Genomic DNA, 17,163 nt, shown 5'->3' on the forward strand with positions numbered 1-17,163 from the left:
CTGCAGGGCACGGAGAACGAGCGCGCAACAGGCGAATCCGCCGACGACGAGCGCGACGTAGGCCACATCGGCCATGTGAGGATCCCTCTTTGTACTGATCCTGCGGTTCAGCGCAGGCATGACACCCCACGGTTGTGGGGTGTCATGCCAGCATCACGCCGGATCTCGGCGAAAGAGGCGGCGCTGACGAAGCGCTTACGGGACTCCTCCGGCTCTTGACGCTTTCCTTACGCGGTCCGGGTCAGCCGCGACACGGACGCGGGCACGGGTGTGCCGCTCGCCACCCACGGTGCCGGGACGGGCGCACCGGCGACCGACCGAACCGGGACCACGCCGGCCCACGCGCTGCTGGTTTCCGTGGGTTCGCCCGGCGGTGCGTCCCGCACCTTGACGGTCCACTGGCCCGGCGTGATCGGGAGGGCGAGGGCCAGTGTCGCGGCGAGTTCCTTGCGCCGGTGCCCCCGGACCTCCGTGCTGCGGCCGGGGATCAGCACGTCCGACAGCGCGTTCAGTGCGTCGGTGGATTCGTCTTCGTCGAGGGTGACGAGGTTGCCCCGCACCACCGCCGAACGGTAGTTGGCGGACGAGTCGAACAGGGTGTCCGCGACGACGATTCCGTCGAGCATCGCGACGCACAGCACCGCAGGCGCGCCCGCCGCCACCTGCCGCAGCGCACCGGCCCCGGTGGAGCCGTGCAGCAGGATCCTGTCGCCGTCGCGGGCGTACAGCATCGGCACGGCCCATGGCAGCCCGTCGACGACGGTGGCGAGGGTGCCCATCGGCGCGGCGTCGAGGACGGCGTCGAGTTGCGCGCGTTCGGTGCGGGCACGGTCGGGGTATCTCATGATCTTGTCCACGAGACCATCATCACCCTAATGTGGATCATCATCCAGATCCACAATCATCATTATCGACAGACCAGTATTGTCGGGACCATGCCCCGGATCAGCCCCGAACTGCACCTGACGTTGCGGCTCCCCGACACCGACGCGCCGCTGCGGCATCGCATCGCGGAGTCGATCCTCGACGAGATCCGCGTGGGTCGCCTGCGACCCGGCGACCCACTGCCCTCCTCGCGGGCGCTGGCCGAACACCTGACAGTCGCGCGGGCGTCGGTGGTCGACGCCTACGACGAACTCTGCTCGTCCGGATACGCGAACGCCCGCGCCGGGTCCGGCACCCGGATCGCACCCGGCGCCGACGTCGCGGCCCGCGCACACGTCGCCTCGCACACGATCACCCGAACGTCGGATCAGGCCTCCTCCGCCGCCCCGGGAACACCGGCGGCGCTGTGGGATCTCACTCCGGGCCACCCCGATCCCGCCCTGATCTCCACCGTCGACTGGCGCCGGGCGTGGCGGTCGGCCGCCGCCGCGGCCGTGACCTCGGACGTCCCGGGCCCGGACGCACACCCGGAGTTGCGACGGTCCCTCGTGGAACATCTACGCCGCACCCGCGGGATCGCGGCGGGCCCCGACGAACTGGTGATCGTTCCCGGAGTCGCCGCTGCGCTCCGCACCCTCGTGACCGCAGCAGGACTCCGCGGCCGGGACGTGGTGTTCGAGGAGCCCGGCTACAGCCGGGCCCGCACCGTCCTCGACGGTTCGGGGGTTCGGACGCGCAGCGTGTCCGTGGACGGCGACGGCCTCGACCCCGCCCTGCTGCGCGCCACCGACGCCGCGGCCTACTGCACGCCTGCCCATCAGTATCCGATGGGAGCCCGGATGCCGGTGAGCCGCAGGGCCCGGCTCGTGGCCGACGCCGCGGCCTCCGGAACGGTGATCATCGAGGACGACTACGACGGCGAGTTCCGCTACGACGTGTCGGCACTGCCAGCCCTGCGCAGCATCGACCGCGGGTCGGAATGCGTGGCGTACGTGGGCACAGCGTCGAAGATCCTCACTCCCTCGATCCGCGTGGCGTGGGTGATCGCGCCTCCGGCGCTCCGGCCGGGACTCGTCCGGGCCCTCGACGCGAGCGGTGAGGCATGCTGCGCGACCACGGCCCTCGCGCTGGCGCATTTCATCGACTCGGGCGCGCTGTCGCGGCACCTCGCCCGCGCCTCCCGCACCTACTCGGCCCGCCGGGCGGCCTTCGTCGCCGCACTGCAGCAGCAATTGTCCGCGGTCGACACGGACGGTGTCGGGCTGGCCGGCATCGAGGCCGGTCTCCACGTCGTCCTCACGCTGCCCGGTTCCGTCGACGACGTCGCCGTGTCGGCTGAGCTGCAGGACCACGGTGTGACGGTCCCGAGCCTCGCCGATTACCGCACCACACCGGGCGGACCGCGGGGGCTGGTCTGCGGGTACGCCCGGCTCCCCGAATCGCAGGCTCGCGGGGCGGCCGAGGCGATCGGGAGGGTGGTCCGGCGACACCTCGGCTGATACTGTTCGTTCGAACGAACAGTCACGGGGAGGGGCGACATGAGCGCGGGACAACTGGACGATCGACGGCAACGCGACAACGACGGGGATCGGCCCCCGGGACTCGTCGAGCAGGCGCAGGCGCTGGCCTCCGGCGCCGCCACGTCGGTGGCGGCCACCCGCACCGCCCTCGACCGCATCGACGCGAGCCAGCCGACGCTCAACGCGTTCAAGGTGATCCGCCGGACCAAGGCACTGGCCGAAGCCGCCGAGGCCGACCGCCGGATCGCCGCCGGTGAGCGCCTGCCGCTCCTCGGGGTCCCGATCGCCGTGAAAGACGACGTCGACGTGGCCGGCGAGCCGACCGCGTTCGGGTGCCCGGGCGACTTCCCGCCCGCGGCGCGCGACTCCGAGCTGGTGCGACGGCTGCGCGCCGCCGGCGCCGTCGTCGTCGGCAAGACCAACAGTCCGGAGCTCGGACAGTGGCCGCTCACCGGCGGTCCCGCCTTCGGGTACACCCGCAACCCCTGGAACGGTGACCACACCCCCGGAGGGTCGTCCGGCGGCGCCGCGGCGGCCGTGTCCGCCGGTGTGGTGGCCGCGGCGATCGGCTCGGACGGCGCCGGGTCCATCCGCATCCCGGCCGCATGGACCAACCTCGTCGGGATCAAGCCTCAGCGCGGCCGAATCTCCACCTGGCCTGCAGCCGAGGCGTTCTACGGCCTCACCGTCAACGGCCCGCTGGCCCGGACGGTCGCCGATGCGGCGCTGCTCCTCGACGTCGCATCCGGACCGCACGAGGGCGACCTGCACACGCCCGCGCCGGTCACCGTCAGCGACGCCGTCGGCCGCGACCCCGGACCGCTGCGGATCGCGCTGTCGCTGCGGATCCCGTTCACCGCGACCCCCACCACGCTGCATCCCGAGGTCCGCCAGGGCGTCGCACGGATCGCCGAGGCGCTGCGCAAGCTCGGGCATCGCGTCGTGGTGGACGACCCCGACTACGGGATCATGTTCGGGCTCGGCTTCCTCCCGCGGTCGATGGTCGGCATCGACGACTGGGTGCGGAAGGTCCCGGACCCGTCACTCGTCGATCCCCGCACGAAGGGCAACGCCCGGACCGGGCGACTGTTGCGTGGGGCACCGCTACGCGCCGCGCGCGCCGCCGAGCCGAGGATGCAGCGACGGGTCGGCGCGATCTTCGACAAGTACGACCTCGTCCTCGCCCCGACCACCGCGACTCCCCCACCGAGGGTCGAGGGGATCGACGGCATCAGCTCGTGGGCCACGGACAAGGTGATCACCGCGGTCTGCCCGTACGCGTGGCCGTGGAACGTACTGGGCTGGCCCAGCGTGAACGTGCCGGCCGGGTTCACGTCCGGCAACCTGCCGACCGGAGCCCAGCTGATGGGTCACGACGGTGCCGAGCCGCTGCTGGTGTCGGTTGCGGCCCAGCTGGAGTCGGTGCTGCGGTGGGACCTCGAACGCCCCGAGAAGTGGTGGTGACCGGTGGCTTCGACGGACGTTCGTGACCGCATCCTCGCGGCGGCACTGCACATCGTCGGCACGGAAGGCATTCCCGGCGTGACCAATCGGCGGATCGCCGCGCAGGCCGGCGTGTCGCTCGGCTCCATCACGTACCACTTCCCCACGCAGACGGACCTGTTGCGCGCCGCGCTGTCCGGGTTCGTGACGGAGGAGACGCAGCGGCTGTCGGAGCTGGCGGAGGGGTACCGGGACAAAGGGCTGAGCCTCGAGGATGCCGCCGCGCTCACCGGGAAGGTCGCGAAGGACCTGGCGTTCTCCGCCGAGCGGATCGCCCCGTTCGAGCTGTACATCCAGGCGGGACGCGACCACGAGCTGCGTAAGGCCGCCGCCGAATGCTTCGCCGCATACGACGATTTGACGGCGACGATCCTCACCGCCCTCGGCGTCCCGGACGCGGCGTCCGTGGCCCCGACCATCGTCGCGACCATCGCCGGCCTGCAGCTCAGGAGACTCGCGACCGGAAGCGACGGCGATCACGACTTCGCGACGTCGGTGCTCCTTCTGCTCAGGGCCGCCGCCCCGTGAGTGGTTGACGAGCCTCAGGACTCGTTCACCACGCACGGGTGGCGCAGCCGCCTAGAATCCGAGGCGGCCCAGCTGTTTCGGGTCGCGCTGCCAGTCCTTGGCCACCTTGACGTGCAGTTCGAGGAAGATCTTGGTGCCGAGCAGCTTCTCGATCTGCAGCCGGGCCTTGGTCCCCACCTCACGGAGGCGCGCGCCGCCCTTGCCGATCACGATGCCCTTCTGGGACGGGCGTTCGACGTAGAGCAGGGCGTGGACGTCGAGCAGTTCGCCCTGCTTCTCGGTGCGTCCCTCGCGGGGGATGATCTCCTCGATGACCACGGCCAGGGAGTGCGGCAGTTCGTCGCCGAGCCCCTCGAGTGCGGCCTCGCGAATGAGTTCGGCCATCAGCGTCTCTTCGGGTTCGTCGGTGAGCTCGCCGTCCGGGTAGAACGCCGGGCCCTCCTCCATCTTCGACGCGAGGACGTCGACGAGCACCTCCACCTGCTCACCGGAGGCGGCGGAGACGGGCACGACATCCGCCTCGGGACCGAGGAGCTTGGACACGGCCAGCAACTGCTGCCCGACCATGTCCTTGCTGACCTTGTCGATCTTCGTGACGATGCCGATGAGCGTGGTCTTCGGCGCGATCTGACGGACCTGCTGCACGATCCACCGGTCGCCGGGGCCGATCTTCTCGTCCGCCGGGATGCACAGGCAGATCACGTCGACCTCGGAGTAGGTGTCGCGCACGAGGTCGTTGAGGCGCTGGCCGAGGAGCGTCCGGGGGCGGTGCAGACCCGGGGTGTCGACGAGGATCAGCTGCGCGTGGTCGCGGTGCACGATGCCGCGGATGGTGTGGCGGGTGGTCTGCGGACGCGAGGACGTGATCGCGATCTTGCTGCCCACCAGCGCGTTGGTCAGCGTGGATTTGCCCGTGTTGGGCCGTCCGACGAAACAGACGAATCCGGAACGGAATTCGGTTTTACTCATGTTCCTCCTCGATCACGGATCCATCGGTTCGCGCGAAGACGACGGCCGCCTGCGCACTGACTTCGTGCAGTGCGGCGATGCCCGGGTCTTCCGGGGCGCCGCCGATCACGACTGCGGCCTCGAAACCTTCGGCGCCACTCGACACCGCCGCCGCGACGGCCGCCTGCAGCGCGGTCAGCGACAGCGCCGCCAGCGCGACCGCGCCCGCCGAGTAGGTGCGGCCGTCGAGATCGCGGACAGCGGCGCCCTGACCACTTCCGGTGCGGCCGAACGCTCCTCGCGCCAGCACGACCAATTTGGTGTCTTCGTCGCCCAGTTCAGTCATCGCCGTCCTCCCGGTCGCCGTCGCCACTGTCGTCGTCCTCGTCGATCGGCGCGCGTTGCACGAAGACCGTGCTGATGCGCACCCGCCCGCGCACGTCGGGTGAGCCCTCGCCGCGCAGGACGAGACCGTGCGAGACGACCTCCGACCCCGGTAGCGGCACCCTGCCGAGTTCGTAACCGATGAGCCCGCCGACCGTTTCGACCTCGTCGTTCTCCACCTCGATGCCGAACAGTTCGCCGAGATCCTCGATCGGCAGTCGCGCGGAGACCCGGTACATGCCGTCGCCGAGATCCTCGACGGGCGGTGTCTCGTCCTGGTCGTACTCGTCGGCGATCTCACCGACGATCTCCTCGATGACGTCCTCGATGGTGACGAGCCCGGCGATTCCGCCGTATTCGTCCACCAGCAAGGCCATGTGGTTGCGGTCGCGCTGCATCTCGGCGAGCAGGCTGTCGAGGGGCTTGGAGTCGGGCACGAACACGGCGGGCCGCATCACGTCGCCGACGCGGACACTGCGTCCGCCGTCGCGCGAGTGGTACGTCTCCTGCACGAGATCCTTGAGGTACACCACCCCGAGCACGTCGTCGACGTTCTCCCCGATCACGGGGATCCGCGAATGTCCGCTGCGGACAGCCAGCGACGTCGCCTGTCCGGCGCTCTTGTCGCTCTCGATCCACACCATCTCGGTGCGCGGCACCATCACCTCGCGGGCGGACGTGTCGCCGAGTTCGAACACCGACTGGATCATTCGGCGTTCCTCGTCGGCCACCACGCCGCGTTCCTGCGCCATGTCGACGAGTTCGCGCAGTTCGATCTCGGAGGCGAAGGGGCCGTTGCGAAATCCCTTACCGGGGGTGATCGCGTTACCGATCAGGATCAGGAGGCGGCTGATCGGGCCGAGCAGAGTTCCGATGACCTGCAGCGGAAACGACGTGATCAACGCGATCGAGTAGGCGTGCTGGCGACCGAGCGTCCGGGGGCCGACCCCGATCACCACGTAGTCGACGAGCACCATGATGATCGCGGTGAACGTGAGCGCCCACACGGGCTCGAGGAGATCGGACAGGCCACCGACGAGCACCACCGTGGCCGTGATCTCGCACAGGATGCGCAGCAGCACCATGAGATTCACGTAACGCGGGCGATCCGACAGGATGCGGAGCACGCGGGTGGCTCCGGGGCGATCCTCCTTCGCCATCTCCTCGACGCGCGCGGACGAGATCGTGTTGAGTGCGGAATCGACGGCGGCGAAGACACCACCGAGCGGGACGAGGACGATCGCGAGGACGATCAGCGCGATGGCGCTACTCACAGAAGACCCTTCACGTGGCGGTTACTGGTCCGGTGAGTCGAAGAAGCCGGCCTTGCCGAGCAGCTTCTGATCCCGGGCAGCGAGTGCGGCGTCGCGTTCGGCCCTGCGCAGATCCTCGTACCAGTCTTCGAGCAACTGGTTCTGCAGGCCGAACATCTCCTTCTCCTCCTCCGGTTCGGCGTGGTCGTAGCCGAGGAGGTGGAGCACACCGTGCACGGTGAGCAGAGCGAGTTCGTGAGCGAGCGGGTGACCGGCCTTGTCGGCCTGGTCCGAGGCGAAGGACGGGCACAGCACGATGTCACCGAGCATCGACGGTCCGGGCTCGGGCGAGTCCGGGCGACCGCCGGGCTCGAGCTCGTCCATGGGGAACGACATCACGTCGGTGGGACCGGGCAGGTCCATCCACCGCATGTGGAGGTCGGCCATGGTGGCGGAGTCCACGAGGACCATCGACAACTCGGCCGCGGGGTGCACGTCCATCCTCGCGATCACGAAGCGGGCAACGCTGATCAGCTCCTCTTCGGAGACGTCCATGCCCGATTCGTTCGAGACTTCGATGCTCATGTGTGTCGCTTCCTCCTGGTTCCGGCGACACTCACCCTACCGTCGTGGAGAACGCGAGTGCGCCGCTCTACGCTGTGCGCGGTTCCCGAGCTCGACCTTGCCGTCCCGGTCCGCTTCGAAACGCTCGTACGCGTCGACGATGTCGGACACCAGCCGGTGCCGGACCACGTCGCTGCTGTTGAGTTCTGCGAAGTAGATGTCGTCGATGTCACCGAGGATCTCGGTGGCCGCGCGGAGCCCGGACCGGGCACCGCCCGGCAGGTCCACCTGCGTGACGTCGCCGGTGACGACGACCTTGGAGCCGAAGCCCAGTCGGGTGAGGAACATCTTCATCTGCTCGGCGGTGGTGTTCTGCGCCTCGTCGAGGATGATGAACGCGTCGTTGAGTGTGCGACCACGCATGTATGCCAGCGGCGCCACCTCGATGACACCCGACTGCATCAGCTTCGGGATGGCCTCGGGGTCCATCATGTCGTGGAGTGCGTCGTGCAGCGGGCGCAGGTACGGATCGATCTTCTCGTGCAGCGTGCCGGGCAGGAACCCGAGCCGCTCCCCCGCCTCGACCGCGGGGCGGGTGAGAATGATCCGCGACACCTGCTTGGTCTGCAGGGCCTGCACCGCCTTCGCCATGGCGAGGTAGGTCTTGCCGGTGCCGGCGGGCCCGATGCCGAACACGATGGTGTTCGCGTCGATCGCGTCGACGTAACGCTTCTGGTTCAGCGTCTTCGGCCGGATCGTCTTGCCGCGCCGCGACAGGATGTCGAGGGTCAGGACCTCGGCGGGCGATTCGCTCACCCCCTGGGTGAGCATGCCGACCGTGCGACGCACCGCGTCGGGGGTCAGCGGCTGCCCGCGACCGACGATGGAGCCCAGTTCCGCGATGACGCGTTCGGCGAGCGCGACGTCGCCGGGCCGTCCCGTCAGTGTGACGGCGTTGCCGCGTACATGGATGTCTGCGTCCAGGACCCGTTCGAGAGCGCGCAGATTCTCGTCGGAAGAACCGAGGAGAGGCGGGACCGTTTCGGGTGGGAGATCGATACTCGAACGCACGGTGCGTTCCGCCGGACGCGTGGCGCCGAACGTCTCGCCGTTCTGGTCTTGTTCGCTCACGTGAGGAATATGGCCTTCTTCCCGGTTCCTGGTCGGTCACGACGGTCGTCGCGATGAGGGAAGTCTATCGCTCGCAGGTCACAGCGCCCACCCGATTACGGGACGCCGTCACGACTTCGGGACGTCCGGATGCTCGCGCAACCAGTGCCGCGCCTCGTCCACGACGCGGGCACCGTCGGCCGGCGTCAGCCCGAGCACCGCGAGATACGCGACCGCGAACGACTCCCCCGAATCCTGTACTTCGCCGGAATTCGCCTGGTCCAGCAGGGTCATCGTCATCGATTCCGCGAGCGCCACGAGCACCGACGGCGACAGGTACGACGAGAACACCCCGGACCGCTGCCCGTGCTCGACGACCCGTACGTCCCGGTCGCGCACCACCCCGAGGAGATCGTGGATGCGCTGCTCGCCGAGTTCGCGGCGGGCGAACGACAACAGCATGCGGAACCGGTCACCGATCGGCCACGTCCGCAGCGCCATCACCGCGACCGCGAGGTCGGGGCGCTCCGGTTGCCGCGCCTCGTCTCCCATCGCGGCCACCAGGGCGGCGGAGGCCTCGTCCGCGATGCCCTCGACGAGCGCCTCCCGGCTGGGGAAATGCGCGTACACGGTGCGGCGCACGACCCCGGCGGTGCGGGCGACGTCGTCCATGCTCGCGTCCGGGTCCGCGACGAAGGCGGTGACTGCGGCGCCGAGGATCCGCGCACGATTGGCGCGCGCGTGACTGCGGCGGGTCTTCCCGGGGTCACCGGGCGACTTCGTCGGGATCGACACGACGGAACTCCCTCGCTGGTTGATGTGATCGCTGATTGGTGTGATCTACGCCGATCGTACTTGCACACTGGTGTGCAAGTAGATAAATTACACATCGCTGTGCAAATAGCCGTTCAGGTTCGATCGAGCACTACCCGAGGAGCATCGACATGACCACCGTGATGAACACACCGGTCTCCCGGATGGACGGACCGTACCCCCGGCGCTGGGCCGCGCTCGGCGTGCTGTGCCTGAGCCTGCTGATCGTCGTGATGGCGAACACCGCCCTGATCGTCGCGGCCCCCGACCTGACCCGCGACCTCGCCCTGAGCAGCTCCGACCTGCAGTGGGTGATCGACGGTTACACCGTCCCCTACGCCGCGCTGATGCTGCTGTTCGGCGTGATCGGCGACAAGTACAGCCGGCGCGGCGCGTTGCTCACCGGACTGCTCGTGTTCGGCGCCGGAGCCGTCGTCGGCAGCCTCGCCGACACCACCACGGCCGTCGTCGTCGCGCGCATGATCATGGGCGCCGGAGCGGCGATCATCATGCCCGCCACGCTCTCCCTCCTCGTGGCGACGTTCCCGCGTGCGGAACGGGCACGGGCCATCGCCGCCTGGGCCGCGACGTCCGGCCTCGCCATCGCCCTCGGCCCGCTGCTCGCCGGATGGCTGCTGGAGAGCCACTCGTGGAGTGCCACCTTCCTGATCAACGTGCCGATCGCCGCCGTCGCGTCGGTCGCGGCGCTGGTGCTCGTCCCGCCGTCGAAGGCCGACGCCGGCGGTCCGATCGACTGGCTGGGCGGGCTGCTGTCGGTGGTGACCACCGGATCGCTCGTGTACGCGATCATCGACGGATTCCACTTCGGCTGGGGCGCAGGCGCTGTCGGTGCCGCCGTCACCGCGGCCGTGGGTCTCGGACTGTTCGTCGCATGGGAACTCCGGCATCCGCAGCCGTTGCTCGACGTCCGCAGGCTGGGCAGGCGCGAGGTGGGTGGCTCCGCCCTGGCCGTGCTGCTGCTGTTCCTCGCCGCGTTCGGGTCGATCTACTACGTGTCGCAGGAATTCCAGTTCGTCCTGGGGCTGAGCCCCCTCTCCACCGGCGTCCACCTGCTGCCGCTCGCCGCGGCGGTGTCGGTCGGCTCGGTGCTCAGCGGGCGCGTCCACCCGAGGCTCGGCACCCGGGTCACCGTCGTCGCCGGCATGGTGATCGCGGCCGCGGGTGTGCTGCTGATGACGACCGTCGACGGCGGTTCGGAGTACCTCGACTTCCTCGCCCCGCTGGTCCTGCTCGGTATCGGAATCGGCCTGAGCGTCTCCCCCGCCACGGACGCCGTCATGGGCAACTTCCCCGAGAGCGACCTCGGCGCCGCGGGCGGTCTCAACGACACCGCGATCGAACTGGGCGGATCGCTCGGAATCGCGATTCTCGGCTCGGTCCTCGCGTCGGCGTACAAGGACGACATCGCCGGCTTCCTCGGCACGCTGCCCGCCGGTCAGCTGTCCGGCGAGCAGGCCGCGCAGGCCGCTCAGGCCGTGGCCGTCGCGGGAGACTCGGTCGGCGGGGCGTCGGTCGTGGCCGGGGAACTGAGCGCCGACCCGCTGCTCGCGTCACAGTCCCAGGCACTCCTGGACGCCGCGGGTACGGCGTTCGGGAACGCCATCTCCCAGGCCAGCGTGGCCGGCGGACTCGCACTGGGCATCGGGGCCGTGATCGTGGCCCTGGTCCTGCCCGGACGCCCGGTGACGCCGGAATCGGGCGACCGCAGTTCAGAACTCGCCGGTGTCGGACAGTAGGGCGTCCCGTGAGATCTTCCAGCAGTCGGTCTCGGGGTTCAGGAAAGCGTAGTGGTCTTCGCCCTCGACGACGTGCAGCGCGACCGGGTCCCCGGCGGCCCGCGCGGCCTCGCTGTACCGCACACTGACCTTCGCCGGAACCTGCGCGTCCTCCGTGCCGTGGACGCACACCACCGGCACCGCGGCCGGGATGCGGTGCAGTGGGGACGCGGCGCGGTACCGGTCGGGATCTTCGTCGAAGGGGACGCCGAGCAGATCCTCGATGTAGCCGATCCGCCTGCCACGCTCGCCCGCGGATGCGAGGTCGAGGGCGCCTGCCTGGGAGACGACCCGCTCCGGCCGGACCGCCGTCCGCTTCTCCCCGGCGAGCCACACCGCGAGCTGTCCGCCGGCCGAGTGGCCGACGACCCGGACCTTCGACAGGTCGAACGGGACGGGCGACTGCTCGGCAACCGGACCGGCGATCGCGTCGAGCGCGGCGACGACGTCGGCGGACATCTCGTCCCACCCGCCGCCCGCACCGAGCCTGCGGTATTCGATGTTCCAGACGGCGACGCCGTGGCGGGCGAGGTCGACCGCGAAGCTCGTGCCCAGGTTCAGGTGGTACTTCCCGCTCCAGAAGCCGCCGTGGACGACCATCACCACCGGGACCGCGGTGGCCACGGGCACCTCGGGCGGGTAGAAGTGCCCGAACTGCTGCGGTTCGGTTCCGTACGCGATGCGAATGCGGTCCACGGACAGTCAGGCTAGCGGGGCCGCGCCCCAGCGGTCCGTGAGGACTCCGATGGCGCCCAGCGCGACGGCCGCGGCGGTCGAGGTCCGCAGAACGTGCGGGCCGAGCAGCACCGGGACGGCGCCGGCGTCCGTCAGCGCAGTGATCTCCTCCTCGGAGATACCGCCCTCGGGGCCGACGACGAGCACGATCTCGCCCGCCGAGCGCAGCGGAAGCTCGGCGAGGCCCTGGGTGGCCGCCTCGTGCAGCACGGCGACGACACCGCCCCGGCCGACCACCTCACGGACGACGGCGAGCATTTCTGCGGTGCGGTGCAGTTCCGACACCTCGGGGACGATCGCCCGCCGGGACTGCTTGGCGGCGGCGAGAGCCGCGCTGCGCCAGCGAGCGACACCCTTTTCGACCTTGGGGCCCTCCCACCGCGCCACACACCGTGAGGACTGCCACGGCACGATCGCGTCGACGCCGGCCTCGGTGGCCAGCTCGACCGCCAACTCGGATCGCTCCGCCTTCGGAAGCGCTTGCACCACAGTCACACTCGGCGACGGTGCCGGCACCTGACGACGCTTGTGAACGGTGAGTTCGAGCCGGTCCTTGGCGGCCGCCGTCACCTCGGTGTCGGCGAGACCACCCCGGCCGTCGGCCAGCACGATCCGCTCCCCGACACCGATCCGGCGCACCGTCGCGGCATGCCTGCCCTCCGGGCCGTCCAGGACCGCGGTGCTCCCCACCTCGGGCAGCGGGTCGAGGAAGAAGACCGTCGCCGCCACGGTCAGCGACCGCTGAACGCTTCACGCAGGCGTGAGAACAATCCGCCGCTGTGCTGCGACTGGGTGGAGACGACCTCGGCGACGTCGCGGTCGCGCAGATCCTTGAGTTCGCGGAGAAGCTTCGTCTCCTTGTGGTCCAGGCGCGACGGAACCACGACCTCGAGGTGGGCGTGCACGTCGCCGCGGATACCGGAACGCAGCTTCGGCATGCCGTGCCCGCGCAGGACCGTCACCGATCCCGGCTGGGTCCCCGGTTCGATGGTGATCTCCTTGGGCCCGTCGATGATCGTGTCGATCGTCACGGTCGTGCCGAGGGCGGCGTCGATCATCGGAACCCGGATCGTGCAGTGCAGGTCTTCGCCGTCGCGCACGAACACCTCGTGCGCCTGCTCGACCACCTCGACGTACAGGTCGCCTGCGGGTCCGCCACCGGGGCCGACCTCACCCTGCGCGGCGAGCCGGATCCGCATTCCGCCCGCGACGCCTGCGGGCACCTTCACCGTGATGTCGCGGCGGGCGCGCACCCGGCCGTCGCCGCCACACTTGTGGCAGGGGTCGGGGATCGTCTCGCCGGCGCCGCGGCAGGTGGGGCACGGCCGCGACGTCATGACCTGGCCGAGGAACGAACGCTGCACCGACTGGACCTCGCCGGCGCCGCCACAGGTCTCACAGCGCACCGGCTTGGAATCGCCGTTGGTGCCCGCACCGGTGCAGCTGTCGCACAGGATCGCCGTCTCGACGGTGACCTGCTTGCTCACGCCGGTCGCGCACTCCGCCAGCGTCAGCCTGGTGCGCAGGAGTGAATCGGCGCCCGGCTGGACGCGGCCGCGTGGCCCGCGACCCGCGCCGCCTCCGCCGCCGAAGAACGCTTCGAACACGTCGCCGAGGCCGCCACCGAAACCGCCGCCGAAGCCGGCACCGCCGCCGCCACCACCCGAGGAGAGAGGGTCGCCGCCGAGGTCGACGATGCGACGCTTCTCCGGATCGGACAGCACCTCGTAGGCCGTCGAGATGTCCCGGAACCGGGCCTGCGCCGCCTCGTCGGGGTTCACGTCGGGATGCAGTTCCCTCGCAAGCTTGCGGTACGCGCGCTTGAGCTCCTGATCGGTCGCCTTCTGATCGACGCCGAGCGTTGCGTAGTAATCCCGTGCCACGTTGAGTCTCTCGTCCTTCTCTACTTCGTTATCTCGCTACCGGTACGTGTGCTCCCCCACGGCGGCGCTGTCGCCGAGGGCCGGCCGTCACCGCTCGGCGAGCACCTGGCCGATATATCTCGCAACGGCTGCCACCGACGCGATTGTTCCCGGATAGTCCATTCGGGTGGGTCCGAGCACGCCCATTCCTCCGAGCACGGTGCCTGCCGCACCGTAACCGGTCGAGATGACGGAGGTGCCACGCATCTGCTCCACCTGGGTTTCCTCACCGATCCGCACCGTCACGGTGCCCGCATCCTGCGTGGCGGCCAGCAGCTTGAGCACCACCACCTGCTCCTCCAGCGCCTCGAGGACCGCCCGCAGCGAACCGGGGAATCCGCTGATTCCCGAGAAGTCGGCGGCGTTGCGGGTCAGATTCGCGGTGCCGCCGAGGACCAGCCGCTCCTCGGGATGCTCGACGAGCGTCTCCACCAGCACGGTCGCCGAACGGACCACGGCATCGCGCAGATCCTCCGGGGCCTCGTCGGCCAGCTCCGAGACTGCGATGGACGCCGCCGCCAGCCGCTTGCCGTCGAGGGCGCCGCCGAGCAACCCGCGCAGCCGCGCCAGATCCTCGTCGTCGAGCACGTCGCCGAGTTCGACGATGCGCTGATCCACTCGGCCCGAATCGGTGATGAGCACGAGCAGCAGGCGGGCAGGCGTCAGCGCGACCACCTCGAGGTGCCGGACCGATGACGCCGAGAGTGTGGGATATTGCACAACCGCGACCTGGCGTGTGAGTTGCGCGAGCAGGCGCACACCCCGCCGGAGAACGTCGTCCAGGTCGACCCCGGACTCGAGGAATTCGAGAATCGCGCGCCGCTCCGCCGTCGACAGCGGCTTCACGTCGGCGATGCGGTCGACGAACTGCCGGTAGCCCTTGTCCGTGGGAACACGGCCGGAACTCGTGTGCGGCTGGGCGATGTAGCCCTCGCTCTCGAGAAACGCCATGTCGTTGCGGACCGTCGCACTGGAAACACCCAGGTTGTGCCGCTCGACCAGCGCCTTCGATCCCACCGGCTCCTGGGTCGAGACGTAGTCGGCGACGATGGCGCGGAGTACCTCGAACCGTCTGTCGTCCGTACTCGACATCGCCGTCCACCTCCAGTTCTCGATCATCACGAGCAGCGGCGTCACCGAACCTTCGTTCGGATCGGCCGCCACATCCCCTGAGCTACGTGCAGATGCACGTGCATCTCGGCTCGGTCCAGTCTAATCGCCGCTCCGCCGACACCGGTTCAGGCCTTACTGTGGTGACCGGAGACGAGCAAAGGCAACGACCACGGGCGGATGACGAGGCGATGATTTTCAAAGGTGTCATGGACGGCAAGCCGTACCCGGACCACGGGTTGTCGCTGCGCGACTGGTCCAAGATCCCACCCCGGCAGGTGCGGCTCGACGAGATCGTCACCACGACCAAGGTTCTCGAGCTCGACCGGTTGCTGTCGGAGGACTCGACGTTCTACGGCGACCTGTTCCCGCACGCGGTCCAGTGGCACGGGGTGCTCTACCTGGAGGACGGGCTGCACCGGGCCGTGCGTTCGGCACTGCGGAACCGCGTGGTGCTGCATGCCCGCGTCTTCGACTACGACGAGATGCCCGGCATCGTCACTGCCTGAGCTCTAGCGCAGCACGGTGCGGACCACGGCGTCGGCGAGGAGCCGCCCACGGTCGGTCAGCACCAGGTGCTCGCCCTGGCGCACGAGCAGTCCGTCGGCCACCACCGCCTCGGCCGCGCGCTGCTCCGCGGCATCCAGCTCCGCCACCGGTAGTCCGGTCCGCAGCCGCGCCGTCAGCATCACCCGCTCGACGTGGACGTCCTCCGCGGTCAGCTGTTCGCTCCCGCCGACGGGCAGACTTCCCGCCGCCAGCTGGTCCGCGTAGCGCGCCGGGTGCTTGACGTTCCACCAGCGCACTCCGCCGACGTGGCTGTGCGCGCCCGGCCCGGCGCCCCACCAGTCCCCGTCGTCCCAGTACCCCAGGTTGTGCCGGCAGCGTGATTCGCCCGTCGCGGCGTCAGCCGATGCCCAGTTCGACACCTCGTACCAGGTCAGGCCCGCGTCGGCGAGCCGCGCGTCGATCCTCTCGTACCGCGACGCCAGGACGTCGTCGTCGGGCGCGGGCAGTTCCCCGCGGCGCACCTTCCTCGCCAGCGCGGTCCCGTCCTCGACGATCAGCGCGTAGGCGGACACGTGGTCCACCCCGGCGGAGAGCACCGCGTCCAGCGAGAGGTCGAGGTCCTCGTCGCGCTCTCCCGGGGTTCCGTAGATGAGGTCGAGATTGACGTGCTCGAATCCGGCGGCCCGCGCCTCCTGCGCCGCCGCCACGGCACGTCCCGGTGTGTGGGTGCGGTCGAGCACCTTCAGGACGTGCTGCGCTGCCGACTGCATGCCCAGCGAGATCCGCGTGAATCCGCCGGCCCGCAACCGCTCGAAGAATTCCGGCGACGTGGACTCCGGGTTCGACTCGGTGGTCACTTCGGCGCCCTTCGCAATCCCGAAACTCGAGCGGACCGCACCGAGGACGTCCGACAGTCCGTCACCGCCGAGGAGTGACGGCGTGCCGCCGCCGACGAACACCGTGTCGACGGCCGGGGCGCCCGTCATCTCCGCGGCGAGGTCGAGTTCGCGGCGCAGCCCTTCCATCCACGACTGCGGCGACGCCGACGTCCCCAGCTCGCCTGCCGTGTACGTGTTGAAATCGCAGTATCCGCAGCGTGTGGCACAGAAAGGCACGTGCACATAGATCCCGAACGGGCGGCTCCCCACACCCTTCAGCGCACTCCCGGGCAGCGCGAACGCCGCCGCCTCGTCGCGACCGACCGTGGTAGTGCTCGTTCCGTTCACGGTTCCAGTGTCCATGGTCGGCTCGCCGACGTCGTCCATGGTCGGCTCGCCGACGTCTCCCGGGCTTCTCGACCCGCGGTCCCCACCCGACTGTCCGCGGGCCCTCCCCGTGATATTTCCCGCAAAAATGGTGGAAATCGGTGCCCGGCTCTGCGTGGGCGATCTGACGTGGCACAATGGTCGGCATGACCGGACCCGGAGTGCGACTCGTGGCGCGTCGTCACGTCGATCTCAAGCGTGTCTGCAGCTGTTGTTGTCTGCCCTGTATCGCGCAGTAATTCAGCCTGTCAGCCCGTTCATCATTCTTCTCGACTTCCGGCCGGATTCGAATGCCCCGAGCGAGGATCAGCCCTCCT

General features: G+C 69.7%; 18 protein-coding genes. 6 read left to right on the top strand and 12 right to left on the bottom strand.

Annotation, left to right across the window (positions count from 1 at the left end):
- Positions 1-227 precede the first annotated feature (227 nt).
- Complete coding sequence (locus PSR88_RS06255; protein ID WP_016879983.1) at positions 228-857, bottom strand: pyridoxamine 5'-phosphate oxidase family protein; 630 nt, start codon at positions 855-857, stop codon at positions 228-230.
- A gap of 18 nt (positions 858-875) precedes the next feature.
- Here PSR88_RS06255 and PSR88_RS06260 point away from each other — a divergent pair, with 18 nt between their 5' ends.
- From PSR88_RS06260 to PSR88_RS06270, 3 genes are read left to right on the top strand one after another with little or no spacing between them, the layout of a single operon-like run.
- Complete coding sequence (locus PSR88_RS06260) at positions 876-2,384, top strand: PLP-dependent aminotransferase family protein (protein WP_016879982.1); 1,509 nt, start codon at positions 876-878, stop codon at positions 2,382-2,384.
- A gap of 39 nt (positions 2,385-2,423) precedes the next feature.
- The gene (locus PSR88_RS06265) at positions 2,424-3,869 is read left to right on the top strand and encodes an amidase (protein ID WP_011594320.1); all 1,446 of its coding nucleotides are present in this window, start codon (positions 2,424-2,426) and stop codon (positions 3,867-3,869) included.
- A gap of 3 nt (positions 3,870-3,872) precedes the next feature.
- Entirely contained in the window at positions 3,873-4,436 is a 564-nt protein-coding gene (locus PSR88_RS06270) for a TetR/AcrR family transcriptional regulator (RefSeq protein WP_016879981.1), read from the top strand.
- 51 nt (positions 4,437-4,487) lie between these two features.
- Here the strand turns inward: PSR88_RS06270 and era are convergent, their stop codons facing one another.
- From era to PSR88_RS06300, 6 genes are all read right to left on the bottom strand, one after another.
- Positions 4,488-5,405: a GTPase Era gene (era, locus tag PSR88_RS06275; RefSeq protein ID WP_011594322.1), complete on the bottom strand. Its 918-nt coding sequence runs from the start codon at positions 5,403-5,405 to the stop codon at positions 4,488-4,490.
- On the bottom strand, positions 5,398-5,730 hold the full coding sequence (locus PSR88_RS06280; RefSeq protein WP_011594323.1) for a hypothetical protein: 333 nt from the start codon (positions 5,728-5,730) through the stop codon (positions 5,398-5,400). Before PSR88_RS06280 ends, era begins: the two co-directional genes overlap by 8 nt.
- Positions 5,723-7,042 carry a hemolysin family protein gene (locus tag PSR88_RS06285; RefSeq protein ID WP_009473948.1) on the bottom strand — a complete coding sequence of 440 codons (1,320 nt, stop codon included), beginning with the start codon at positions 7,040-7,042 and terminating at the stop codon, positions 5,723-5,725. The genes PSR88_RS06280 and PSR88_RS06285 overlap by 8 nt, the downstream gene beginning before the upstream one ends.
- 21 nt (positions 7,043-7,063) lie before the next feature.
- Positions 7,064-7,606 carry an rRNA maturation RNase YbeY gene (gene ybeY / locus PSR88_RS06290; RefSeq protein WP_009473949.1) on the bottom strand — a complete coding sequence of 181 codons (543 nt, stop codon included), beginning with the start codon at positions 7,604-7,606 and terminating at the stop codon, positions 7,064-7,066.
- A gap of 36 nt (positions 7,607-7,642) precedes the next feature.
- Complete coding sequence (locus PSR88_RS06295; protein ID WP_009473950.1) at positions 7,643-8,716, bottom strand: PhoH family protein; 1,074 nt, start codon at positions 8,714-8,716, stop codon at positions 7,643-7,645.
- Positions 8,717-8,824: 108 nt separating this feature from the next.
- Positions 8,825-9,490 (bottom strand): TetR/AcrR family transcriptional regulator, encoded by a 666-nt coding sequence (locus PSR88_RS06300; RefSeq protein WP_016879979.1) that lies wholly within the window; start codon positions 9,488-9,490, stop codon positions 8,825-8,827.
- A gap of 149 nt (positions 9,491-9,639) precedes the next feature.
- On the opposite strand from PSR88_RS06300, the gene PSR88_RS06305 reads away from it, so the two are divergent.
- On the top strand, positions 9,640-11,265 hold the full coding sequence (locus PSR88_RS06305; protein WP_016879978.1) for an MFS transporter: 1,626 nt from the start codon (positions 9,640-9,642) through the stop codon (positions 11,263-11,265).
- Here PSR88_RS06305 and PSR88_RS06310 read toward each other — a convergent pair.
- The 4 genes from PSR88_RS06310 to hrcA all read right to left on the bottom strand — a co-directional run bounded on the left by PSR88_RS06310 (position 11,239) and on the right by hrcA (position 15,053).
- Positions 11,239-12,000 (bottom strand): alpha/beta hydrolase family protein, encoded by a 762-nt coding sequence (locus tag PSR88_RS06310; protein WP_016879977.1) that lies wholly within the window; start codon positions 11,998-12,000, stop codon positions 11,239-11,241. The two genes, PSR88_RS06305 and PSR88_RS06310, sit on opposite strands and share 27 nt — an antisense overlap.
- A 6-nt stretch (positions 12,001-12,006) precedes the next feature.
- On the bottom strand, positions 12,007-12,768 hold the full coding sequence (locus PSR88_RS06315; RefSeq protein ID WP_016879976.1) for a 16S rRNA (uracil(1498)-N(3))-methyltransferase: 762 nt from the start codon (positions 12,766-12,768) through the stop codon (positions 12,007-12,009).
- 2 nt (positions 12,769-12,770) lie between these two features.
- A complete protein-coding gene (gene dnaJ / locus PSR88_RS06320; RefSeq protein WP_005247937.1) occupies positions 12,771-13,922 on the bottom strand; it encodes a molecular chaperone DnaJ in 1,152 nt (383 codons plus the stop codon).
- 87 nt (positions 13,923-14,009) lie between these two features.
- Positions 14,010-15,053, bottom strand: coding sequence for a heat-inducible transcriptional repressor HrcA (gene hrcA / locus PSR88_RS06325; RefSeq protein WP_011594328.1), 1,044 nt, complete (start codon positions 15,051-15,053; stop codon positions 14,010-14,012).
- A gap of 209 nt (positions 15,054-15,262) precedes the next feature.
- On the opposite strand from hrcA, the gene PSR88_RS06330 reads away from it, so the two are divergent.
- On the top strand, positions 15,263-15,580 hold the full coding sequence (locus PSR88_RS06330; RefSeq protein WP_005261240.1) for a type II toxin-antitoxin system VapB family antitoxin: 318 nt from the start codon (positions 15,263-15,265) through the stop codon (positions 15,578-15,580).
- 3 nt (positions 15,581-15,583) lie between these two features.
- On the opposite strand, the gene hemW is transcribed toward PSR88_RS06330, so the two are convergent.
- Positions 15,584-16,846, bottom strand: a complete 1,263-nt coding sequence (hemW, locus tag PSR88_RS06335; RefSeq protein WP_016879974.1) for a radical SAM family heme chaperone HemW — start codon at positions 16,844-16,846, stop codon at positions 15,584-15,586.
- Positions 16,847-16,992: 146 nt separating this feature from the next.
- Here hemW and PSR88_RS06340 point away from each other — a divergent pair, with 146 nt between their 5' ends.
- On the top strand, positions 16,993-17,085 hold the full coding sequence (locus PSR88_RS06340; RefSeq protein WP_368681498.1) for an Ms4527A family Cys-rich leader peptide: 93 nt from the start codon (positions 16,993-16,995) through the stop codon (positions 17,083-17,085).
- Positions 17,086-17,163 lie beyond the last annotated feature (78 nt).

It is taken from the genome of Rhodococcus sp. DK176, from assembly GCF_038447315.2.
Lineage (GTDB): Bacteria > Actinomycetota > Actinomycetes > Mycobacteriales > Mycobacteriaceae > Rhodococcus_F > Rhodococcus_F jostii_A.